Below are 23012 nucleotides of genomic sequence, written 5' to 3' on the forward strand. Positions count from 1 at the left end.
TTTACTTTGCCACTTCCGGGGATTTTTACAGTGCCGTTGACACGGCCATCAGCGCCGAAGGATCAGCGTCGCTCCTCGGCATGGCTGTTCGGCGCGATCTGTCCGGCTGAAGGCAAGGCTGCCGGCATCGTCATGCCCCGTTGTAACAGCGAAGCGATGAGCATGCATCTCGAGGAGATCGCCTTCCACGTCGCGCCCGGGGCGCATGCGGTCCTTCTGCTCGATCAGGCCGGATGGCATGGATCGGCCGAACTGGTCGTGCCCCCCAACATCACGCTGATGCCGCTGCCGCCGAGGTATCCGGAGCTCAACCCGGTCGAGAACGTCTGGCAGTTCATGCGCGACAACTGGCTGTCGAACCGCATCTTCAAATCCTACGACGACATCGTCGACCATTGTTGCTTCGCCTGGAACAGGCTCGTCGATCAGCCTTGGCGCATCATGTCCATCGGAATGCGCCAGTGGGCACATGGGTACTGATCAATGCACCTTGGTATAAGGCGTTGATCCTTCAGGCGCAGCACAACCTGTCGGATGCACGGATGGAATTTATGATCAGGGATCGCCTGAGTTGGCTGCGTTTCCTTGGGCTGTCGCTCGGGGACCGGACGCCGGACGAGAACACGATCCGGCATTTTCGCAATCGCCTGACCGAGACCGGAACGCTCAAGAGGGTGATGAAGGCCTTTGACTGGCAACTCCAGAAGAAGGGCTACATCCCGATGTCCGGGCAGATTGTCGATGCCTCGCTGGTGCCTGCACCCAAGCAGCGGAACACCGAAGGTGAACGCGAGGCGATCAAGTCCGGCATGAGCGCGAAGGAGATCTGGCCCGACGAGCCAAACAAGGCCGCGCAGAAGGACATCGATGCGCGCTGGACGCTCAAGATTGGCGGCAAAGTGCGGTATCGCGCGGATGGCACGCCGTTGCCGATGATTGCCCTGCCGGTCTTCGGCTACAAATCGCACATCAGCATTGACCGGCGGTATGGCTTCATCCGGGAGATGGCGGTGACTTCAGCGTCAGCAGCCGACGGGCGTCTCCTTCGCCATGTCGTGAGCACGGACAACACCGGCTCCGAGGTCTGGGCAGACAGCGCCTATCGCTCAAAGCGCAACGAGAAGTGGTTGTCGGATCGGATGCTGACATCCCGAATTCACCGGCGCAAACCCAAGGGCAAGCCCATGCCGAAGGCAATCGCCCGGGCCAACGCTGCGAAATCGTCGATCCGCGCCCACGTCGAACACGTCTTCGCGCATCAGAAGAACCGGTTCGGGCTGTTCATCCGCACCATCGGCCTGGCCCGTGCCGAAGCGAAGCTCGCCCTGTGCAACCTGGCTTACAACTTCAACAGGCTGATCTTCCACGAACGCCGCCAAGGCATGGGATGACTCTGCCTGCAACCTAGGAGAACCGCAAAATACCGCCCAAAACAGACCAACGGCGCACACATTGTGGTAGGGTAGCAGCAGCATCACCCGCCGTCTGGTTGACCACCCTCGAACTACCCGGTTTTTGCGGGTCTCCAGCTCATCGTTGCGCTCTGGGAATATGTCTCTGCCGGCGTCGTGATCGAGGGGGCAATCATGCAAGCCAAATAGCAGCCGAATCTTACTTCGAGATCCGTCAGGGCCTGCAGACCCTGCTGGATACCGGGGCGGCGGACCGAGTATTGCAGGGCACACCATGCCGATCCGTGAGAATGGTCCCGCCATCCTGGGCCCCGTCCGCAGCAAGCGGGATGTTGGTTCAGCAGCCGAGTGTGCTGACCGAATATAAGTTGGAGCTGGCGCAACCACCGCGCCTGATCATGCAAACCGGGCCCGGACTAGGTTATCCAGAACGCCAAGGAAACATATCATGCCGCCATGAACCCTTGACAGAGACCCACCTCATATAAGCAGTTACCTTCGAGGAGCGCTACAAGCGGAAATCAACGCTGATCACCGCGCAGTTCCCGGTCGCACAGTGGCACGAAATGATCGGTCAGCCGACCATCGCCGACGCCATCCTTGATCGCCTCATCCACAATGCGCACCGGATCACGCTCGAGGGCGATAGCATGCGTAAAACCCGCACGCCGTCCCTCTTGACCCAACCGGACAAAGGCGAAATTATCGTAGCGTGAAAATCACCAAGGCACCTATGAGCGAACCACGCCAACTGTCCGCGACTTAGTGAAATGCGCGTCCGCGATTTTGCGAAACGGATGTCCAAAACTCCTGAATTACGCACCCCGGCGCTACGCACCGCACTTCCTGCATACCGACGAAGGTGAAGTGCTGATCAAAGACTTCGCCGACGGTTTTAACGTTGGAATGCAACATTAAGGCAATCAGGATCGTGTTGCCTCAAAGCATTCTTTGTAAGCCTCGAGAACAGTTTGCCAAGTAAAAACCTCCCGCCAGCGCTTTCGTGCAGCCGCAGAGAGGCGTTCCTGCAATGCCGGGTCTTCAGCAAGTGCATCAATATGGGCCGAGATCTCGTCCGGTTTAGAGAACCACAGCCCAGCATCGCCCGCTACCCAGCGATTGAAAGGATTATCGTGCGCGATCACCGGATTTCCTGCGCCGAGTGCCTCGACGAGCGACGGGTTCGTTCCTCCTACTCGGTGGCCATGGATGTAAGCTTGACTGAAATGCCGCAATGCCTGCACATGAGCCTTATCGTAAATTGCGCCAGGGAAGATGACTTCGTCGCTGGCTGCGTCAAGCACGGATCGCTGGTAAGGTTGCTCAGGCCTGTACTTGCCGAGTACAACCAGTCTGCTCCCTCTCGTCTTTGCAGAGAACGCACGGACAATCTCGAGCAGAGAGTTTTCCGGTTCGGGTCTTGCGATCACGGTCATGAAACGGCCTGCTACGAGGCCATAATTGGCAAGGATACTTTCATCCGCAGTCTCGATGAGATCGCTTCCATAAGGTATCATTCGGATTTTTTCTGAAGATACATGCTGTGAATGATGCTTGGCGATCTCAGGGTGATCGGCGATTAGTACGTTTCCAAATATCGCCGCGAGCCGTTCGTTGATCCAAAGGTACGCCTTCTGCGACTTGGAGTACTTCGCCCGTTGCCACTCTATGCCATCCATGTTGATCAGGTTATACTGTCTCCTCATTCGCATGTAAGCTGCAAGAAATCCTGTATTGTAGCCCAGAGTCAGCGTAACCGCGTTTTCGCGTGCGGCTTCGATAGTCGACTTGATGTCGAACTCGATCGTCGACAGGGCGCTGTCGCCATGAACGGGAATATGGATACGCCGGCATCCTTCCCAGACATCTTCGTAACGCTTGCCTGTCATGCTGCCCTGACAAAAGACAGTGACCCGCCAGCCTGCTTGGACCATCCAGGGAACGAGGCGCTCAGCAAAACTTTCAAAACCGCCATGTTGCGCCGGAACGCCTCGAATACCGAGAATGAGAAGGTGCTTTTCAGGCAAAGATGCCCCCATGAACCAGAATTTTGCGCAAAAACGGATGGATCAGTTTAGCGTACTAGCTTCGTCCGGTAACGCGTAGCGGCCGCCACCAGGCTTCATTTTCGAGGTACCAGCGCAAGGTGCTGCGCAAGCCGGTTGCAAAGTCGTGCTGCGGGACATAGCCGAGTTCGGTGCGGGCCTTGGTCTCGTCGATCGCGTAGCGGCGGTCGTGGCCCTTGCGATCGGCAACGAATGTCTTGAGTTCGCAGGTGGCGCGGCCCCGCGCCGCAGGGGCCTGCGGATAGCGGTCGGCAAGGCCGTCGATTTCGGCAAAGGCGCGGTCGACTTCAGCGCAGATGCGGTCGATCACGGCCATGTTGGGCAGTTCCTCGCCACCGCCGATGTTGTAGGTTTCTCCAGGCTTGCCATGCTCGAGCGCCGCGTCGATGCCGCGGCAATGGTCTTCGACGTAGAGCCAGTCCCGCACATTAAGGCCGTCGCCGTAGATCGGCAGCGGCTTGCCCGAAAGCGCGTTGAGGATGAACAGCGGGATGAGTTTTTCAGGGTAATGGTACGGCCCGTAGTTGTTGGAACAATTGGTCGTCGTCGTATTCAGCCCATAGGTGTGATGCCAGGCACGCACCAGATGATCGGAGGCAGCCTTGGATGCCGAGTAGGGGGAATTGGGCTGGTATGGCGTGGTTTCGCTGAACGCCGGATCATCGGGGCCAAGCGAGCCATAGACTTCGTCGGTCGAAATATGGTGAAAGCGGTGGTCCCTGCCCGAGCCTTCGTCAAGCCAGACCTTGCGCGCGGCCTTGAGCAGGCTGCTCGTGCCGATCACATTCGTCTCGATGAAGGCGTCGGGCCCCGTGATCGAGCGGTCGACGTGGCTTTCAGCGGCAAAATGGACGAGCCTCGCCACGCCGTGTTCGCGCAGCAGCTTCTCGACAAGCGCTGTGTCGCGAATGTCGCCGACGACGAGTACGGCCTGCTCGACATCGGCAATGGTCGAACGGTTGCCGGCATAGGTCAGGCAATCGAGCACGATGATCGTGTCGTCGGGATGCTCCTTGCTCCAATAGCGTACGAAGTTGCCGCCAATGAAGCCGGCACCGCCGGTAACAAGCAGGTTAGCCAAGAGCCTTTTCCTCGTTCAACATGGTCCTGAGATGGGCGCGCCAGTGGATGTGGGGATCGCCAAGCGTTGCACGCGTTGCCGATACGTCAAGCACGGAGAAGGATGGGCGCTTGGCCGGGGTTGGATAGTCCCCGGTGGCAATGGGCATGATCGATGGGATCCTTGCGATCAAGCCAAGTGAATACGCCTCTTGCGCAATGGCGATCGCGAAATCGTACCAGCTGGCAACGCCCGCATCGCGGTGGTGCCAAATGCCGGGCTGATCTTTTGCGACAAGGCCCCAGAGGGTTTGAGCAAGTCCTGTCGCCCAAGTGGGCGAGCCGATCTGGTCTGTTACGACGCGAAGCTCATCACGTTGACGCATCAGGCGCAGCATGGTGCGCACGAAGTTTGCGCCGCCTGCGGCATGGACCCAGCTGGTGCGCACAATGATGGCTTGCGAACCGGCAGCATCCTCGCCCGCCGCCTTGCTGGCGCCATAGACGGATTGCGGATTGCGCGCATCTTCAGGACGATAGCCGTGGCTGCTGGAGCCATCGAAGACGAAGTCGGTCGAGACCTGTACCAGACGTGAGCGCGTTCCTGCCAGGGCCCTTGCAAAGACACCTGGCGCGCCAGCATTGATCTGGTGAGCGAGCTCGGGCTCGTTCTCGGCGCGATCGACTGCCGTGTAGGCCGCAGCGTTGAGAACCAGATCCGGTTGCTCGGCGTCGACCACGCGCATTATGGCATCGGCGTCAGACAGGTCGAGTGCTGTGCGGTCGAGCGCGACACAGGTCCAGCCTTCGGGCTGAACTGCCAGCAGGGCCTTGCCAAGCTGACCATTGACGCCGGTTATCAGTGCTTTCACGCGAAGGCCTGCACATCATGTAGCGCAAGACCCATCGCGTCCTTGGCCGATAGCTTCACTTCCAGTCCCTCGAGTGGCCAGTTGATACCAACCGTGGGATCGTCCCAGGCAAGGCTTGCCTCGTGCTGTGGCGCGTAAGGAGCGGTGCACTTGTATAGGAAGTCGGTATCATCCTCGAGCGTGAGGAAGCCGTGGGCGAAGCCTTCTGGTACCCAGAACATGCGCTTGTTCTCGGCCGACAGAACGGCGCCTGTCCACTTGCCGAAGGTCGGCGAAGAGAGGCGCAGGTCAACCACGGCGTCGAAGACTGCGCCGCGCACCACACGGACAAGCTTGCCCTGTGGGCCGGGATTCTGGAAATGCATGCCGCGCAGCACGCCTTTCTGCGAGTGGCTGTGATTATCCTGCACGAAGGTCAGGTCCAGCCCGGCCTGTGTAAATGCCGAGACGTTCCAAGATTCCATGAAGAAGCCGCGCTCGTCGCCGAACACTTTAGGTTCCAGGATAAGCGGCCCCGGGATATTGCATTGAATGATGTTCACAGCGGGCCCTTTTGGGTCAGCAGTTGTAGCAGGTATTCGCCATAGCCCGATTTTCGCAATGGCTGCGCAATTGCTTCAAGTTCTGCATCACCAATGAAACCCTGCCGCCAGGCGATTTCCTCAGGACAGCAGATTTTTAGCCCCTGGCGCTCCTCGGTAATGCGCACATACGTGGCGGCATCGAGCAGCGAACCATGCGTTCCGGTATCGAGCCAGGCGTAGCCCCGTCCCATGATCTCGACAGAAAGCTGGCCCTCATCCATGTAAAGACGATTGAGATCGGTGATCTCGAGTTCGCCACGTGCCGAGGGCTTGAGGTCGCGGGCTCGGTCCACCACCGTGCCGTCGTAGAAATAGAGCCCGGTCACAGCATAGTTCGACTTCGGCTCGGATGGCTTTTCCTCGATCGAACTGGCGCGGCCATCGGCATCGAACGCCACCACGCCATATGCTTCTGGGTTGTTGACGCGATACGCAAAAACGCTGGCTCCGCTGACACGATTATTTGCGCTGTCAAGCAACTGAGGCAAGCCGTGTCCGTAGAAGATATTGTCTCCCAGGACGAGTGCGCTTGGCTCGGCCCCTACAAAGTCAGCGCCGATATGGAAAGCCTGCGCCAAGCCATCAGGGCTGGGCTGCACGGCATAGCAGATCGACACGCCGAACGCCGAACCGTCGCCTAGCACACGTTGAAATTGGACGGCGTCCTCCGGTGTGGTGATGATCAGGACATCGCGAATTCCAGCCAGCATCAGCGTGCTCAGCGGATAATAGATCATCGGCTTGTCATAGACCGGCATCAATTGCTTCGAGACGCCACGTGTCAGCGGATAGAGGCGCGTTCCCGAACCGCCGGCGAGGATCAAGCCCCTGCGGCTCTTATGGTTGCCTGACATTTAGCTGTGCCCCTTGGTAGCAAATTATTCCCGTCGACTAGGTAAGTCACTTACGCATCTATCTAGTCAAGACTATCGAGCTCACATATCATAATGATGCGCCCGTCAATACGCATTAGGATGAACAACAACCATCAGCGTTTTCACGATAATCGCCACGTCATTCCAGAACGACCATTTCCCCACATACTCCAGATCTGCCTCGAGCCTATCGGTCAGATCGCGCTCTTCATGCGTCGCCCCGCGATATCCCCTGATCTGCGCAAGACCGGTTATGCCAGGCTTGCAGGCGTGGCGATACCAGTAACGCTCGTCAACCTCCCAGAACAGCTTAGACTTTGCCGTGGAATGCACGGCGTGAGGGCGGGGGCCGACAATCGACATGTCGCCTTTGAGAACATTCAGCAGCTGGGGCAGTTCGTCGATGCTCGTGCGGCGGATGAAGCGTCCGACACGCGTAATGCGATCATCATCGCGCGTTGCAGAGCGGCGGCCGCCGAGGTCGGAGGTCTCTACGCGCATCGACCGGAACTTGAAGATGTCAAACAGGCGATTCTGCCGTCCAATGCGCTTCTGCCGGAAAAGCGCGGGTCCCGGGCTTTCCAGCCGGATGGCAACAGCGACGAGCAGCATCACAGGCGCCAGGAAGAGCAAGGCGCTCGCCGCGACGACGATATCGAAGCCACGCTTGAGCATGCGATCGCGCAGATTGAGCGGCCCCTTTGCTACAAGGAAGGTTGGACGGCCTGCGAACGAGCTGACGGCGATAGCCCGAGTCTGCGTTATCTCGGGTGCGATGATTTCGGCGTGGACGTTCATGCCCTGCAGAACGTGGGCCCAGAGGTCCCGCTTGTCAGGGGTACAACGCACGACAACCCGATCGCAACACACCAGCAGGCCGGCAAGGCGGTCGTAGTCCTCGGCGCTTGGATTGGCGGCATCGAAACGACCACTCACGTTGATCGAGATGTGGCGCCCGAGCGACGATGGAAACACGCCATCATTGAGAACCAGGACTGAATAAAGTTCACCGCCCAGGTGATGCCGGGCAAAATAGACGTGCAGCGGCCTGAGGATCAAGAGCATGCAAGCCGCACAGGCAAATGTCAGCGTGAGGAGAGCTCTCGAGACCTGGTCGCCGTCCTGGGTGGCGAAGAGAAGATAGAGAAGCATGGATGCCGTAGCGCCCAGTGCCAGCATGCCCCGTTTCAGCGTCTCGGCAAGCCTGATCAGCGCCTCGCCACTCAGCGCTCGTACGGCCACCGCGCTGATCACGTAGAATGGTGCAATGGCAAGGATATTGCGGCTATCCAGGCCAGTCCAGACATGGCCGAACCGGATCATGCTTGCCAGGGCAAGACCGAGGAAAATCGCAACAAGGTCGGCCAGCAACAGCGTGGCAGCGAGAAATACTCGCTGCTTGTGCTTGGAGACCGGGCGCCTGCCGCGAGTTGTCGATGCGAGGCTATCTATCGCAATGCCCGTGTGCTGATTCATCCCTGAGTGCTCCAGACCAGCGGTGCGACCTGACCGGAAAGCCATTCTATCGTTTGTTTCATTTTGGACACTATGCTGCACCCGCGAAGGCCGCAAGCGATTCGTTGTACTTTTGTTAAGGGTCGTCCCGGATTGGAGCAGTGCGCTTGGTCACACTTCAGGTTCATCAGGCGATTACGGCGTGATGCCGAGAGTGGCTCTGACAAGCAGGAACTGATGCGCGCCGGTTGGTCCTGTAGGAAACATAACCTGCACAAAACAGAATTTTTGCGGTGACCGGTCATAGCGCCGCCAAGGGACATTGCGCTTGTGTTTCCTGGACATAGGCAAGCAGGCGCCGCTTCCTCGTGCGTGCCTTGTCGTGCGTTGGAAGTTTCAGAAAGGCGAACTTGTCGCGCGCACCCAACCGGTCCCAGAAGGACAGCGCCTTGGCCACGTCATAACCTGCGCAGCGGGCAATGGCAGCACCGAGCAGATCGGCGTCGCGTTCCATTTGCCTGCGAATGCCGAGCGACCTTGCCTTGTCATGCCCGAGGAAAACGTGAGCGAATTCGTGCCCCATGACCAGGGCCAGCTCATCGGTGCTGCGCGTGAAGTCGACCATGCCCGCGGTCACGAGAATTTCGTTGCCACCTTCATGCGAAGTCACGTTCCGGGCTGTCGAGAGATTGGCATGGCCCGGGCAAAGCAGACGAGGCGCGATAACAAGCTCCTTGGGGGCACCGTCACGCTTGATGAGCAGGTTGACCGGTCCGCTTGAGAGCTGTGCGACAATGCTGTCGTGGACGAGATCGGACAAGGTGAGGCCGCCGACCGCAGGCAGTTGCGCTGGCGCCTTGCCATTGATGCTCAGGATGTCGTCGCCGACCGCCAGGCCAGCAATGGCGGCGGGGCTGCCTGCAGCTACGGCAACGGCCTGCGGATGCTCATGCAGACCAAGCAATTGCGCAATGGCGGTCCGGTCGCTTACCGCATAATTCTTGATGGCATCGAACTCGGCACCGAGCACCGGAGCTTGTTGGCTGCAGGCCGAGGGCAGGATTGCACTGCGCAATCGGAAATCCAACTCATTGACCAGTGCGATTCGTTCGCGCGTCCGGATTGGCCAGGGAGCTGGCGCTTCGGCCATTGATGGCAGGGACAAGATGCAACCAAGAGTCAGCAAAGCCGCGGCCGCGACCCTCCGAATGGACAGCGGACGAGATGGGGACCGCCAGAATGTTGCCAGATCCATGCCAGTCCGAGCCATATCAGGCAGACCCGCGAGACGCAGCAGCAAGAGCAGACCTTGCGAGCCAAGCGCGAAAGCCGGTCAGCTTGATTGCGAAAAGCCCGCCTAGGATCGCCACAATATCGGCCAGCCAGTCGGCGAGTTCCGCATCACGGCGCAACTGCGGCATCATTTGCGCCAGTTCTATGGCCCCGCCAAAGAGACATAGCCAGAAAAAGACCCGGATCATCGACGCAAAAGGAAATGCCGCGCAGGCAAGCCACGTCAGGGATGCAAACGCCAGCATGTGGAGGGTCTTGTCGTTCACCCCGGCGATGTCGCCTCGAGGAGACAAGGCGAAAAAGAGCGTCACGACGACACACAGCCAGAATGCTGCTGCCAGAATTGGTATCAACGTCGAACGCGGCATGTCGACAAGAACTTCCTGACTTTGACGCCAAATCGGCAGCGGCTAGGGGTCTAGGCTCTGCATTTTGCAATGCAACATTGCAAGTGGCGTGGAGAGATGAAGCGTTGTGCGCGCGTGGCAAGCTGCAGTTGCGGGGAGCAAGCGATCAGCCAAGCGCCAGGGAATTGACTGCGACTTGCCGGGAATCATTGACCGGGCAAGGACTGTGTATCCTTCACGAGCAGGTTCGCATGGATGACGTCCGCTTTTCCGGACAGCTCGATTATGACAGGGGTAGCGAGGCCGATGCCGAGGCGCTCTGCCTGATCGGCGGCGATTTCGATGCGGTAGCGACCGGGCGGAACCCGCTCGAACAGAAAGCTGCCCCCAGCGCGCGAGCGCGCCCTGCCGCGAGCATTGCCGTCGAGGTCGGTCAGAACCAGCTGCAAGCCCGATACACCCTTGAGCGTGGTTACCCCTGAATAGATCGCCTGACCCTCGATATCGGACAAGGACACGATACCAAGACCGACGCTGTGAATCCGGCCCGCTCGCGCGACAAAGGCGCGGCCTTTGCGGCCTGGTGCCAGGGTAATGTCGGGCAGCGTAGCCTCGTCAATACCGTAGCTTGCCTTCTGGCCGTCGCCGAGCGAGGGCACGAGCGCAATGCCATCGTCGTCGGTTTCATAGGCCTTGCCCGAAGCAATGACGGCAACGTTGGCGATAGGTGAGTCACCTGCATCCTGGATGCCATTGGCATTCTCGTCGCGGTAGGTGCGAACGGCAAGCAGGCCGCCACTGGAAACTCCCGGCATCGCCAGTTGCATGCGCCGTGAGAAGGGGTTCTGGAGGAAGCCTGTCGACAGGCGCAAGCCGATGTAGTGAGCGTGCGTCGGGAAACTGGCCGAAGCATCGAGCGCCAGACTGGCGTTGTCGAAACGATGGCTGAACGAACCGCCGATCTGGCTTTGACGCGCAGGGAACGAATGCGAGGCAAAGAGGCGGACGGTCTGTCTTGCCGACAGGGTTCGATCAATCTGCCCCGAGATCTGGGACAATGTCGGCGAGCCGAGAAGGTCAACTGTGGTCGATGCCCTGATCCGGGTGCGCGATCCGGCAAAGAGGGCCAGGTCGAAACTCGCAGCCAGGCGAGAGCTGGTCGCGAGGCCCGCAGCCGATGCGTTGTATTCCAGCGCGGGGCTGAGCAGAGCGGTGCCAATTCGCAGCGATGTACGCAGGCTTGCCGTTTCGATCGATCTGCCATCGGCGAAGGCCAGCCGGGACAGGCGAGCGATGAAGGGAAGGCCGGTCGAGCCAAAGGGCAATGCGCCGTTGACATCGACCGAGCTTGCCCGGCGCAAGGGGGCATCTTCGAATGCCTGGACCTCGTCGATGAAGCCGCCCCGATACTCGCCGTGCGCAATGGACACGCCGATTGCTCCAATTCGCGCGGCGACGGCGGCGCGTAGTGCGCGCGCGCCGCCTTGCTGGAGCGCAGCGTCGAGCCGCCAGGGTAAGCCTGCGACTTCGCTGCGAATGCCGATGTTCCCTGCGATCCCGGGCAATTCGCCCAGCTTGTTCCAGGCAAGAGCCATTCCGCCGGCGAGCGTCACACGGGACGACATGCCGTAGGCGATGTTGCCAGAAGCCCGCCACTGGCCTTCGCTGGGGGTTGCAAGATAGAGGGGAGGGCGGACCGCGATCAGGGGCCGATCCTTCTGGACCACGCCAAGATCATAGACGAAATCGCCGGCGGCAAGTCGGCCATTGCCCACGTTGAAGCGACGTACTTCCTCCCGGGTTTGACCTTGCGGGCCATAGAACACGAGGCGCAGCACATTCGCGCCGAAGTCGAGCGGGATTTGCAGAAACTCGTACTGACCATTGACCGCGGTTTGCGATGCGCCAATCAGAACATTGTTGCGGTAGAGTTCGACTTCGTAGCCATCGGGAAGGGACCCTCGAAGATCGATCCTGTCGAATACGGAGCTTTCATCCAGCGGAGCGTTGCTGACAAAGAGACCTCGACCGGCCACGGACCTGAGGCCAATCGCCTGCGAAACCGTCGCGATATCGCCGATAGCGAACTGTGTGGCGTGCAAAGGGCCAAGGAGCGTTGCTGCCGGATCCCGGCGGCCAAATTCCATGCGGATGCCTGTCAGACCATCGCGGCTGCTGGCTTCAAGATAGCCTCGCGCTGTCACGAAGGCGAGATCTGCTGCGGCACGCATTTCAAGTTCAAGGCGTGACCCGAATGTGTCGTCGGTCACCGCGCGCATTTCCACGTCGCTGACAGGCATCGAAAATGCTGCCCAGGGAGTGGGTTCGAGGGGCGTATTCTCTTTCTGGTTGGCACCTTGCCGACTGGCGAGGCGCTGACGCTCTGCTTCGCGCTCGAGCCGCGCCTGAAACGGGAACTTTTCGAGGAGGGTGATGATGACCGCCTGATCGCGAAGGTCCACTTTCACTTCGACTGGCAGGATGCTCGCGAGCGCATCGGAACGCACGAAGATATCGTCCTGATAGGAAGCGAAGAACGCCGGCGACAATTGTGTCGCCTTGCCGGCTATGATGCCTTCGCGGGCGCGAAGGTTGAGCGATACGCTTCGTGCAGGCTCGATGATCCAGCCGCTGGCGTAATGTCCTTCGTCCGAAATCCTGATCGCGAGATCAAGTATCCGTGACAGTTCTCCCAAAGGCAGAAAGACACCTTGGCGCGCGCCGAACGCGGTGATGGTTTCCTCGATCTCGCCAGAAGCTGTTCGCAGGGAAATGACCAGTTCATCGTCATCTGTGAACATGGGCGTGTCGGCGGCGAGCAATCCTGCCCCCAAGCCCGTCCCTGAGGCTGAATCGGCGGCATTTGCCGCCGTCGGGCCGGGTCGAGGTGTTATCGCAAGTGTCGCAGCTTGCGTGCCAGTGTTTGTGGTAGGCGCAGCACGGCTCAGAGCGCCAGGGGCAGGAGGGCGTTGTACCTGGCCGAACAAAGGGGTTGGCAGCGTCCTTTTTGGGCTTGGGGCCGGAGCAGCAGCTGGTGCCTGCGGCATTGCAACCGCATCGATGGTAAAATGCGCCTGACGGCCTCTTTCGGAGAGACTGTCGGTCGGGGACGACGGCTGGGGTCGTTGGGAATTGTCTCTCAGGTGAAGTGATGGTGCCGGAACCTGGCGGGCTGTTGCGGGGAGGGACAGTGCGTCCTCCTCGCAGGATGGGCAGGGCGATTTGCCCCTATCCTGATAACCGTTCGGCAAGGTGGTCTGTTCGCTGGGCGCATCGGTGCTGACGATGTGATTTGCGGCTACGGGCGCGGGCCCATGCGCTGTCGCTGCTGGTTCCTGGTCCGGTCCAACGACAGACAGCGGGGATACAGGGGATGTCTGCGGCGGACTATCAACAGGTTTGGCGTGCGTCTCGGCAAGAGCAGCTTCATCAAAGAAAACCTGAACGGGGTCGGCCTTCGGTTCAGATGCTGCAGCGGGCAAGGGTAGGGTGCGGGATGTTTCAAGAGTAGGGTCAGAAACAGCGCCGAAAGCTGGCACAGGAAGTACGACGATTGGTGTTTGATCCGATCTGCTAGATCCGGTCGCCTGCTCGCGTTCATGAACCTCAAAGACAGTTGAGGTTTGACCGGTAGCCGCCAAGGTCGGTGAGTTTGCAGGATCTGGATCAGCCTGCTCCGGCAAAGCCTTTGCAGGGCATGACGCGGCGCAGGCGGTGTCCGTCAGGGCCGGATCGGTCGATGTCCTCGATACGCGCGCCAGGCCGTTCTGCGCCGTCGGCTGTTGCCTGTCTCGCGGCCGATCAAGAGTGACCGGCAAATCCAGCCTCGAGACCGCCTGTGCTCGCCTCCATCCGGAACGAACGGCGCCGTGCACTCCAGTGACTTGCTGCCCGTTCGTCCTGGAAACCGGGTTGTCCAAGCGCGCGCCCAGGCCATCGGATGCGGCAGGGGCAAAACGCACTGCAGGCATCGCGATGCGTTCGGGCTCGTTCTTGATTTCGGCGTCCCCAAGCGGGGCATCGGGTGCCCTGTCGTCGCGACCAAGCATCAGTCCCGCAGTGGCAATTGCTGTGCCCGTGCCGGTCAGAAGCGCCGCCTTTGGCAGCCACCCCCGGCTCACGGCAGGCGTATCTCCTTGCGGGCGAGCACGGCACCGGGAGCGACGTCATCGTCGAGGTACGTGATGGTCACCATCATGCCAGGACGAAGTTTTTCTCGCTCTACCTTGGGGTTCATGGGAATGCGGACCGTTCGCGAATTGATCTCGGTGTACAGGCCGACGCCTCGAAGCTGGGCGACAGGGCTCGCAATGCCTGTTGCGGTAACCATGACATCCCCAAAAGCCGACCGGGTGCCGGTGCGCGTCAGGGTCACCTCGAACTCCCACGAGCCTTCGACCGAACGGACAAGGCGAGCCTCGCTGATCCCCGCATCGAGTGTCGTCGCGCCAATGCGAAGGATGACGGGTATCGAAATTCCGAAGCGAGGAAGGATCTGGACGCCTATGCCAGCCTGTGCGTTGCCGTTGACAGCAGCGCTGATCGAATCCGCTTCAGTGATTGGCGGTACGGCCGAAACCGTGAAATGGGCGCGATACTCACCGGGCGGGAGATCGGCCGGCAGCCTTGGTACGATCCTGACCGTCTGCGACTCGTTGCCCGGCAATTGCACCGACTTGGGCGAATACCGCAACAAAGTGCTTGCCGGATGGAAGCCGGATGGGGGATTGCGGGCAGCATCGTCACTCATGTCGACGATGCTGCCGCTTGGCAGCATCAGCTTATCGGAGATCGTGATCTCATATTCGCCGGTCGCAGGGCTGCGATTGTAGAGGCCGATCGTGCCCAATCGATCGCGGTCTGTCAGCACGAGCCGTTTGGGATAGAGATTGATGTCGCCAAGACCGGCAACGGATCCTGCCGGCGGGGTGGCTTGCGGCTGCAGTGCTTCCTGAGCAACGACAATCGGCCCGTGCAGCGCGGCCAGGAGCACTGCAGCGATACCCAACCTCAAAAAACCGGCCAAGATTTGCCCCCATTCCCCGTCAAAGCATCGTGCGGCGAGAATCTAAGGGTTTTCGCGTATAAGGCAATGCTGCCTTGGTAGCGTCAATCGTAAGTAACGGTGACCGGGAAACGGCCGCTGTAGGCCCCGACTGCCTGATTGCCGGCAACCTGGAGGCGTGCGCCAACGGTGATGCTGAACTGCCCGGCCGAACTTAGCGCTACGCCGCGTGAAGGAACGTTGCTGGTAAAGTTGCTGACTCGCATCGTGGCGGCGCCATTGGTAATGTCGATGCGATTGGGCAATGAGATGCGGAAGACGCGCGAAGGATCTCCGCTGACAAGAAAGGTGCCCGGGCCACGACCACCAGTGGCTTGCGGGGTCAAGACTTCGCTCGCCATACTCCCCGTGCCGGTCACGGCACCGGATGGGGAAACCGTGAGGTTGCCATTGGATGCGGGCCGATAGAACCGCCCAAAACGCAGGTCGAGAACTGGCTGGATGGAAAGTGGCGCCACGACTTCCGCTTTGCCTGAGCCCGACTGGTTGGCTGCACTCTGGGCACTGGCAGGTGATGCAATCACCAGAACCATCGTGGCAGCGACGACGATGGCCTGAAGCCTCAAGATCTTCTGTCCTGGCATGGCTGGCCTCGTCGTCCTGAGTGATCTGATTGGCGTGAGGACGCTTGGGAGGATCGCGTCCTCACGCAGGTAAGAGATCAGTTGTACGTGACCGTGGCGTCGTAGGTGCCGACGTAGTTTCCGGCCGTGGCCGTCCCGGGAACAGTCAAAGTGCCACCGACCGAAAATGCTGCCGTGCCACTGTTGTTGAGCGTACCGGTCGCGGCAGACGGGGTGGTTGAAAAGCTCATCGAGACGCTGCCGTTCGAGACGCTGCCGCCGGTGGTGGTGATGGCAAATGTCCGGTTGGCCTCGCCGCCCACCGTAAAGGCGTCCGCAGTATTGGTGTTGCCTGAGACGAAGGTGACATCGCCGGTCGGGCTGCCAACGCCGGTCGGGCTGACGACGACGGTGCCGCCGGTGCCGGTCGTGAACTTGCCAAAGCCGATTGCGGCGCCGTTGGTGTGCTGGAGGGTAATCGGCGCAATTACGGTAGCAGTTGCGGTACCCTGTTGTGTCTGGGTGTTGCCTGCAGCGAAGGCGGGCGTGGAAGCGAAAGCAGCAACAGCTGCAAGGATTGCAATGGACTTCATTTCGTTAACCCTCTGTTCGGGACCCGTGTCGGGCGTCGAGAGCCATGTTCTCTTCCGCTGAGGGCCGATCCCCGTGCCCTTCCACCTAAGGATTAGTACGTATGAGTTAATGACTGGTTATCCATCGCAAGGCGCCGAAGTGCTGCCTTCCTATCGAAAAAGCTTACGCTACTCTCTTGAGAATACCATTTAAAACAAAGGATTAATTGGCCTATGACTGCATCTGTGTCCCCGCGCGATAGCGTAGTCCTGCCGCGGACTTGCAGAGCAAAAACCATAAATTCCTGTTAGGGAAGAAGAGCTTCGAATCGCATAAGCTTGAGCAATGCACGCCGCTCAATGCTGACCTTTGTCCAGCACGGGCAGGGAGAGCGCCAGTTGCAGCGCCCGGGCATTCAGGTCGCGCGCCTTCTCCTCGGTCTCCGCCTCGCTGTAGCAGCGCAATTCCGGCGCATTGCCGGAAGGACGGAAATGGATGATCGCACCATCAGCAAAACTCATGCGATAGCCATCGGTCGTGTCGATGCCGGTGGGGAAGCCGGCAATCTCGCCGAACAGGCGGGCGATGCGGGCAAGCTGCTCGTCTTCCTCGCCGTGGCTGAGGAAGGCAATCAGCGCGGCGCTGTTTTCCTGCGGGAAATCGGCGACGCGATCGGAGAAGGTGAAGCGCGGCGGCAGTTCGGCGACGACTTCGGCCAGAGGGCGTTCCCTTGCATTCATCACGACCGCGATGATCGGTAGCAGGGCATCGCGCGTTGGCAGCGGCGCCAGATCGTCGACCGCGCTGCCGAGCAGGAACCCGCCATTGGCCTCGTAACCGCAAACCCGCGCGCTCGTGTCCGCGTCGGCCGCGTCCATCATCGCGCGGATCACGTAGGGCGAGCCGATGCGCGTGCGCACCACCTTTGGCGCCGCGCCGCTCAATTCCAGCACGGTGTTTGAGCTGACCGGCGTCACCACCACGTCCGCTGCCACCGCCCGCGCGCACAGCAGGCCGACGATGTCACCGCGCAGCCACGTACCGCTGGCATCGGCCACCAGCGGACGGTCGGAATCGCCATCGGTGGAAATGATCGCATCGACCTTGTTCTCGGCCGCCCAGCTGGCAGCCAGTGCAATGTCTTCCTCGCGGATCGCTTCCGTATCGACCGGCACGAACACCGTCTCGCGCCCGAACGGCACGGCAGTGGCGCCCAGCGCCTCGACCGCCCGGACCAGCACATCGCGCCCCACCGCAGTGTGCTGATAGACGCCGATGGTCAGTCCGCTGAGCGCATCTGCCCCGAAATGACGGACATAGCGCGCGATATATTCGTCCTCGACCGGCGTCACCTCGGGCAGGGGCACCGGCGCCAACAGGCTGTCATCGTTGCCGAAGCGCGAGGGATCGATCTTGACCCGCTGCCCGACGATGCCGGCCTCGTCGCTCTTCAGCACCTCGCCATGGGGGCGGTAGAACTTGATGCCGTTGCGGTCTGCCGGGATGTGGCTGCCGGTTACCATGATCGAGGGGATGCCAAGGCCCATCGCATGGAAGGCGAGCGCGGGCGTCGGCGTCAGCCCGCAGAATACCACTTCGCCTCCGCAATCCTGCACGGCGGTGGCGCAGGCGGCGAGGATGCGCGGCGTGCTTGTCCGCAAGTCTCCGGCAAGAGCTACGCGATTGTCGCTGGAGAATTCTCCGATCTGGCGGAGGTACTGCAGAAAGGCGCTGGCATAGGCGTGGCAGAGTTTGTCAGTCATGGCCGAAGCCAGGCCACGAACGCCGCTGGTGCCGAAAGGAACCCCGCTTGAAGCCATGAGATCTGTGAGTGACGTTCCCGCTTCCATACCTGCAACGATCATTCTCTGACTCCTGGCGAGCAACTCGGTCCATTAAAAGGTGGTGCGTGATGTGGTCGTTATGCCAATTTGCGTTGTGCTGACCGTCACAGGCCATTATCGACTTGCGGTCAGAATTCAACGCAGGCTGAACGAAGAAGCCGTAGAAGCCTTTTTTTCTTCACTTGAGCTTCATATAGGCTTCTCACCGAAAAGTCTTTTTGTAAGGTTCTTCTAGATGCTCGAATGCGCTCCGGTTGTATTGTGCGGCGGCAGCGGAACCAGACTTTGGCCGAAGTCTCGAAAGACATTGCCCAAACCGTTCCTCCCGCTGGTGGGTGACGAAACGCTCTTTTCCGCGACATTGGCAAGGTGTGCGTCCGATCTCGGGTTTGGTCATCCGATTGTTGTGACCGGTACGGCGCATCTGGAACATGTTCAAGCGCAGGTCTGCGCGCCTGTCACAATCCGCATAATTGTAGAACCAGAGGCGCGTAATACGGCTGCTGCCATTGCTCTTGCTGCATTGTCCTTGTCGCCGGAGGCGGTCATGCTGGTCTGCCCGAGCGATCATCATATCGGCGATAGCAACGCGTTCAGGCAGGCGGCGATTGAGGCAGCACATCTGGCCAGAGATGGCTGGCTGGTTTCGCTCGGTATTGTGCCGACCGCGCCTGAAACCGGGTTCGGCTACCTGAAGCAAGGCGATCCGATTGCCAGAACCACGGGGTACAGCGTCGACAAGTTCGTAGAGAAACCGGAATATGCGCTTGCCCAACAGTTTCTGCTGAGTGGCGAGTATGCATGGAATGGAGGCATATTTGCTTTTCGAGCCGGTACCTTTCTTGATGAGCTGGGCAAGTACCGGCCGGAAATCCTCGATTTTGTCAAAGCCGCTGTCGCGCATGGACAGTCGGACGGGAACCGCTTCTTTCCCGACGCAGACGCATTCTCAAGGATCACAGGTGAATCTGTCGACTTTGCGGTCATGGAGAACACAAACAAGGCGGCCATGGTTCCGGTCAGCATGGCTTGGTCCGACATCGGAAACTGGCAATCGCTCAGAGACGCTCTGGAGGCGGATGTGGATGGCAATGTCCAGCGCGGGAGAACCGAACTCCGGGATTGCTGTAACGTGTTCGCCATGACCGATGGTCCAAGGATTTCCGTGGTAGGAGCGTCGGATTTGATAGTCGTTGTTGATAAGGACGAGGTCCTGATAACGACACCTGAAGGCGCGCAATTGGTTGGCAAGCTGAGCGGAGCAGTGAACCAGTGAAGTTGCTTAGCCGCCGCGTGGTCGCAAAGCCGTGGGGAAGGGACGATCTTCCCCGAGAGTTCCGTGGAGAATCGTCCGAAAGGATTGGCGAGGTATGGTTCGAGCCGCCTGCGGAGCTTCCGGACCTGCTGGCGAAGTACATTTTTACAAGCGAAAAACTCTCAGTGCAGGTTCACCCCAGCGATGCGCAAGCGAAGGCGTTGAAAGAGACGGGCAGAGGGAAAGAGGAGTGCTGGCTGGTGGTCGATGCCGAGCCCGGAGCCACGCTTGGAATCGGGTTTAGCGCGCCATCCAGCAGCGAGAGTATTCGGCAATCAGCGATCGATGGCAGCATCGAAAAATTGATGGAGTGGTTCGAAGTCCAGCCAGGGGATTTCTTCTACATCCCTGCCGGGACAGTTCATGCCATTGGTGCCGGAATAACCTTGGTCGAAATTCAGCAGAACAGCGAGATCACTTACCGTCTTTTCGACTATGGCCGCCCAAGAGAACTCCATCTGGAGCGTGGAATCGCGGTCGCCAAAGGCAAGCCACATTTGCCGGCCTTGCGTCAAAATCTCATGTCTCGAAGCACCGTTAAGCTGGTCGATGGACCTTACTTTGGCTTGTTGCGGGTTGAGGGCCCTGCCAGCCGGCGCGAGATTGCCATGCCAGAAGGTGAATCCTTGCTGGTGTTGCCGATCAAGGGACAGGCTCGCATTGACAACTCGTATTGCGGTCGAAGCGATGCTGCGATTTTGGATGCAGGCGACGACTTCTGGTTGGAGCCCGGTTCTGAATGCTTGATTGCCTGGTCTTGCGTATCCTGACAAAACGCATGACGACGGAACGTCGGAAAGCGGCGCTCTCGTAGCAAGTGCCAACTCATGAACTGTTCGATCGGGAGCGTACTCGGGTGTCCATTTCTGCCAGGCGCTCGGAGCAGATTGCGTGTACTGCCTGCCCCAAATCCGCAATCCGTTCAGTGAGCCAGGTCAATTCGTCGACCGTGATGGTGTAGTGCTTTGCGTATCGTGCCTTGACATAGGCTTCCTTGAGTTTTTCAAACATGGCCCGCTGTTTGCGGTTGTCGGATGGCCAGACGTAGGTGAGGCGGGGATCAAGTCGCTCGGCCTGCGTCCTCAGAAATCCGAGGCTATGAACGTGTGGCGTGTAGAAGGTCATAACGAGAAGCACGCAGTGGTAGAGTCGCTCCGTGGATTGATGAAGTAAGAACGCTGCAAGCTTCAGGTCGCCATCATTAACCGCATACTGGGCATTTCTCTGGAAACCTGCGGCACTCGGATACCACTCCTCAAAATACTCCCTTGCCATGGCGAGGGCCTGCTCCGGGGTCTTGGGCCTTGGCTTGTGCAGCTCGGTATTGTCGGATTCATAGATCGCGATGCCATCGCGTGCGACGTCCATGAAGAAGTAGCGGCCATGCGCCAGTCCATCGTTCACTTCGCCCAGCGTATGCACGATGAAATTGACCGGCGTCCTGAGCGTGCCGGTGATGCCATACTCGCGCATCAGGCGCTCATCGAGCCGCGACCAGAACTTGATCCGGTCGGTCAGGTCCTTGTGATTGACGATGATCAGCAAGTCGAAATCGGATTTGTAGCCCTTGGCGGTATGCGGCTCGTCGACCCAGCCGCCGCGCGCGTAAGAACCGTAGAGAATGACCTTGAGAATGCGCCCCGCCTTGCGGCGCGCAGCGTTGGCACAGGCTGTAACATCTTCGAATTCCTCGAAGATCAGCTGGACCACGCGCTGCAGTTCGCGCTGCTTGGCCGAAGGGAGATGATCGATATCGCGTCGCATCCTCGGTCTACCCTGTCGCTTCCGAGGCGCGAAGGCAAGGGCGCAAGATGGCGCTTTACCCCGCACAGGCTGGGAGGATGTGTGCCTTCCGCGGCTTGGAACCTCGCGCCCACCACCGCCTCCCCTGAAACGTCATCCCCTCTTCGCTCCACTGTTTTCCCAAGCTTCGGGCGACGAGGTCTCGTGCACCCTGTTCAGCGTCAGCGCGCCCGTAAGCATACGCCGAGGACCGCGGCGAAGTTGGGTCAGGCGGCGAGATCGACCTTAGCGGACCGCCAGTTCCACGGGAGCAACTCGTCGATCCGGCTGATGGGATGATCGGCGATGCGGGCGAGGACGTCGGCTAGCCAGGCATGGGGATCGACGTCGTTGAGGCGACAGGTCTGGATCAGCGAGTAGGCGACCGCCGCCCGCTGGCCACCGCGATCGGAGCCGCAGAACAGCCACGACTTGCGTCCGAGCGGCACACAGCGCAGCGATCGTTCGGCGGCGTTGTTCGAGAGGCAAACCCTGCCGTCGTCGAGAAAACGGGTGAACGCGCCCCAGCGGCGCAGCATGTAGTTGATCGCCTTGGCGAGATCGTGGTTGCGCGAAATCCTGGCGAGCTGCGCGTTCAGCCATTCGTGGAGCTCGGCTGTCAGCGGCGTGCTGAGCTCCTGGCGGGCCGCGAGACGTTCGGCCGGGCTTTGGCCGTTGATGCCGCGCTCGATTGCGAACAGGGCATCGAGCTTCTGCAAGGCCTCGAGCGCGATCGGGTAGACGGTCCCAGCCTTCTCGCCGCGGCTCTTCTTGCGGGCCGCGCCCTCGACGTCGGCAAGCTCGAAGAACTTCCGCCTCGCATGCGCGAAGCATCCAGCCTCAAGGATCGGCCCCGGCTGCCGGTTCGGAGCGTAAAGCTCGTTGTAGCCGCCATAGGCGTCGGCCTGCAGAATCCCGGACCAGGCCGCGAGGTGGTGCTTTGGATGATCGCCGCGCCGGTCGCGCGAATAGTAGAAGACGACCGAGGGCGGATCGTTGCCGCCGAAGGGCCGGTCGTCACGCACGTAATCCCACAATCGCCCGGTGATGGTCTTGCCCTTGGCCATGATCGGCACGGTGGTGTCGTCGCCGTGCAGGCGCTCGGCGGCCAGCGTGTGGGCCTCGATCAGCTGGTAGATCGGCATGAGCGCGAGACAGGCCGCGCCGATCTGGTCGGCGAGCGTCGATACACTGAGCGGCACGCCTTCGCTGGCAAAGCGCTCGGCCTGGCGGTGGAGCGGCTGATGCTGGCCGTACTTGTCGAACAGCAGCATGGCGAGGAAGCTTGGCCCGGCCCAACCGCGGGGAGTGACGTGGAACGGCGCTGGCGGCTGCGTGATCTTCTCGCAGTCCCGGCAAGCGAACTTCTCGCGTACCGTCTGGATGACCTTCCACGAGCGCGGGATTACCTCAAGGGTCTCCGTCACATCCTCGCCGAGCTTGGACAAGCGGTCGCTGCCGCAGGCTGGGCACGAGCACGGCGTGGAGACAACCACGCGTTCGCGCGGGAGGTGATCGGGGAACGGCTTCCTGACGGGCTTCTTGCGCTCGAACGCGACGACGGTCGTCGTCTTCGCCGCGGCAGATTCGGCGGTGAGTTCGTCTTCGGCCGCGTCGGCTTCGAGATCCTCAAACTCAAGCTCGAACTGTGCGAGCAGCCGCTCGGTGCGTTCGGCGCTGGCACCATACTGCTCACGCCGCAGCTTGGCATTCTGCAGCTTGAGATGCGCAATCATCGCCTCGGCTGCGGTCTCGCGGGCGCGGGCATTGGCCAGGGCCGCCTCCGCTTCATCCGCCCTGTGGGTCGCCATCGCGAGAAGCGCCTGAAGCGCTTCGACGTTGTTCGGAAGGGGCGAAACAGCGGCTTCCACGGGATCGAGTGAATCATTGCCGTCGCTCACGTGCAA

The 23012-nt window shown here is 60.3% G+C and carries 19 protein-coding genes and 2 pseudogenes; 6 read left to right on the plus strand and 15 right to left on the minus strand.

What is annotated here, in order from left to right:
• Positions 1-39: 39 nt before the first annotated feature.
• From AC3WLM_RS19820 to AC3WLM_RS19830, 3 genes and pseudogenes are all read left to right on the plus strand, one after another.
• Positions 40-480: pseudogene (locus AC3WLM_RS19820) on the plus strand (IS630 family transposase); the annotation flags it as partial.
• On the plus strand, positions 462-1391 hold the full coding sequence (locus AC3WLM_RS19825; protein WP_492478564.1) for a transposase: 930 nt from the start codon (positions 462-464) through the stop codon (positions 1389-1391). The pseudogene AC3WLM_RS19820 and the gene AC3WLM_RS19825, both read left to right, overlap by 19 nt.
• 521 nt (positions 1392-1912) lie before the next feature.
• Positions 1913-2128: pseudogene (locus AC3WLM_RS19830) on the plus strand (ATP-binding protein); the annotation flags it as partial.
• Positions 2129-2335: 207 nt separating this feature from the next.
• Here AC3WLM_RS19830 and AC3WLM_RS19835 read toward each other — a convergent pair.
• The 6 genes from AC3WLM_RS19835 to AC3WLM_RS19860 form a co-directional block, all read right to left on the minus strand.
• Positions 2336-3451 (minus strand): DUF1972 domain-containing protein, encoded by a 1116-nt coding sequence (locus AC3WLM_RS19835; protein WP_492478565.1) that lies wholly within the window; start codon positions 3449-3451, stop codon positions 2336-2338.
• 43 nt (positions 3452-3494) lie between these two features.
• Positions 3495-4559, minus strand: a complete 1065-nt coding sequence (gene rfbB / locus AC3WLM_RS19840; RefSeq protein ID WP_492478566.1) for a dTDP-glucose 4,6-dehydratase — start codon at positions 4557-4559, stop codon at positions 3495-3497.
• Positions 4552-5409: a dTDP-4-dehydrorhamnose reductase gene (gene rfbD / locus AC3WLM_RS19845; protein ID WP_492478567.1), complete on the minus strand. Its 858-nt coding sequence runs from the start codon at positions 5407-5409 to the stop codon at positions 4552-4554. Before rfbD ends, rfbB begins: the two co-directional genes overlap by 8 nt.
• Positions 5406-5951 (minus strand): dTDP-4-dehydrorhamnose 3,5-epimerase, encoded by a 546-nt coding sequence (gene rfbC / locus AC3WLM_RS19850; protein WP_492478568.1) that lies wholly within the window; start codon positions 5949-5951, stop codon positions 5406-5408. The genes rfbD and rfbC overlap by 4 nt, the downstream gene beginning before the upstream one ends.
• Positions 5948-6847 carry a glucose-1-phosphate thymidylyltransferase RfbA gene (gene rfbA, locus AC3WLM_RS19855; protein WP_492478569.1) on the minus strand — a complete coding sequence of 300 codons (900 nt, stop codon included), beginning with the start codon at positions 6845-6847 and terminating at the stop codon, positions 5948-5950. Before rfbA ends, rfbC begins: the two co-directional genes overlap by 4 nt.
• A 105-nt stretch (positions 6848-6952) precedes the next feature.
• Positions 6953-8191 carry an exopolysaccharide biosynthesis polyprenyl glycosylphosphotransferase gene (locus AC3WLM_RS19860; protein ID WP_492478570.1) on the minus strand — a complete coding sequence of 413 codons (1239 nt, stop codon included), beginning with the start codon at positions 8189-8191 and terminating at the stop codon, positions 6953-6955.
• Here AC3WLM_RS19860 and AC3WLM_RS19865 point away from each other — a divergent pair.
• Positions 8174-8350 carry a hypothetical protein gene (locus tag AC3WLM_RS19865; RefSeq protein WP_492478571.1) on the plus strand — a complete coding sequence of 59 codons (177 nt, stop codon included), beginning with the start codon at positions 8174-8176 and terminating at the stop codon, positions 8348-8350. The genes AC3WLM_RS19860 and AC3WLM_RS19865 overlap by 18 nt on opposite strands.
• 274 nt (positions 8351-8624) lie before the next feature.
• On the opposite strand, the gene AC3WLM_RS19870 is transcribed toward AC3WLM_RS19865, so the two are convergent.
• From AC3WLM_RS19870 to AC3WLM_RS19900, 7 genes are all read right to left on the minus strand, one after another.
• Positions 8625-9623, minus strand: coding sequence for a M48 family metalloprotease (locus tag AC3WLM_RS19870; protein ID WP_492478572.1), 999 nt, complete (start codon positions 9621-9623; stop codon positions 8625-8627).
• Complete coding sequence (locus AC3WLM_RS19875) at positions 9595-9984, minus strand: VanZ family protein (RefSeq protein WP_492478573.1); 390 nt, start codon at positions 9982-9984, stop codon at positions 9595-9597. Before AC3WLM_RS19875 ends, AC3WLM_RS19870 begins: the two co-directional genes overlap by 29 nt.
• A 185-nt stretch (positions 9985-10169) precedes the next feature.
• Entirely contained in the window at positions 10170-12764 is a 2595-nt protein-coding gene (locus tag AC3WLM_RS19880; RefSeq protein WP_492478574.1) for a hypothetical protein, read from the minus strand.
• A gap of 1316 nt (positions 12765-14080) precedes the next feature.
• A complete protein-coding gene (locus tag AC3WLM_RS19885) occupies positions 14081-14971 on the minus strand; it encodes a fimbrial biogenesis chaperone (RefSeq protein ID WP_492478575.1) in 891 nt (296 codons plus the stop codon).
• A 101-nt stretch (positions 14972-15072) separates the two neighbouring features.
• Positions 15073-15594 carry a DUF4402 domain-containing protein gene (locus tag AC3WLM_RS19890; RefSeq protein WP_492478576.1) on the minus strand — a complete coding sequence of 174 codons (522 nt, stop codon included), beginning with the start codon at positions 15592-15594 and terminating at the stop codon, positions 15073-15075.
• A gap of 95 nt (positions 15595-15689) precedes the next feature.
• The gene (locus AC3WLM_RS19895) at positions 15690-16184 is read right to left on the minus strand and encodes a DUF4402 domain-containing protein (RefSeq protein WP_492478577.1); all 495 of its coding nucleotides are present in this window, start codon (positions 16182-16184) and stop codon (positions 15690-15692) included.
• Between the two features lie 336 nt (positions 16185-16520).
• Positions 16521-18029: a phosphomannomutase gene (locus AC3WLM_RS19900; protein WP_492478578.1), complete on the minus strand. Its 1509-nt coding sequence runs from the start codon at positions 18027-18029 to the stop codon at positions 16521-16523.
• A gap of 214 nt (positions 18030-18243) precedes the next feature.
• Between AC3WLM_RS19900 and AC3WLM_RS19905 the strand changes: the two genes are divergently transcribed.
• Both AC3WLM_RS19905 and AC3WLM_RS19910 read left to right on the plus strand, forming a co-directional pair.
• Positions 18244-19284 (plus strand): mannose-1-phosphate guanylyltransferase, encoded by a 1041-nt coding sequence (locus AC3WLM_RS19905; RefSeq protein WP_492478579.1) that lies wholly within the window; start codon positions 18244-18246, stop codon positions 19282-19284.
• Complete coding sequence (locus AC3WLM_RS19910) at positions 19281-20093, plus strand: class I mannose-6-phosphate isomerase (RefSeq protein ID WP_492478580.1); 813 nt, start codon at positions 19281-19283, stop codon at positions 20091-20093. Before AC3WLM_RS19905 ends, AC3WLM_RS19910 begins: the two co-directional genes overlap by 4 nt.
• A gap of 55 nt (positions 20094-20148) precedes the next feature.
• On the opposite strand, the gene AC3WLM_RS19915 is transcribed toward AC3WLM_RS19910, so the two are convergent.
• Both AC3WLM_RS19915 and tnpC read right to left on the minus strand, forming a co-directional pair.
• Entirely contained in the window at positions 20149-21087 is a 939-nt protein-coding gene (locus AC3WLM_RS19915) for a nucleotidyltransferase and HEPN domain-containing protein (protein WP_492478581.1), read from the minus strand.
• 245 nt (positions 21088-21332) lie between these two features.
• A complete protein-coding gene (tnpC, locus tag AC3WLM_RS19920; protein WP_492478657.1) occupies positions 21333-22976 on the minus strand; it encodes an IS66 family transposase in 1644 nt (547 codons plus the stop codon).
• Positions 22977-23012: the final 36 nt, after the last annotated feature.

This window comes from Novosphingobium sp. FW305-C-30-35, assembly GCF_058783135.1.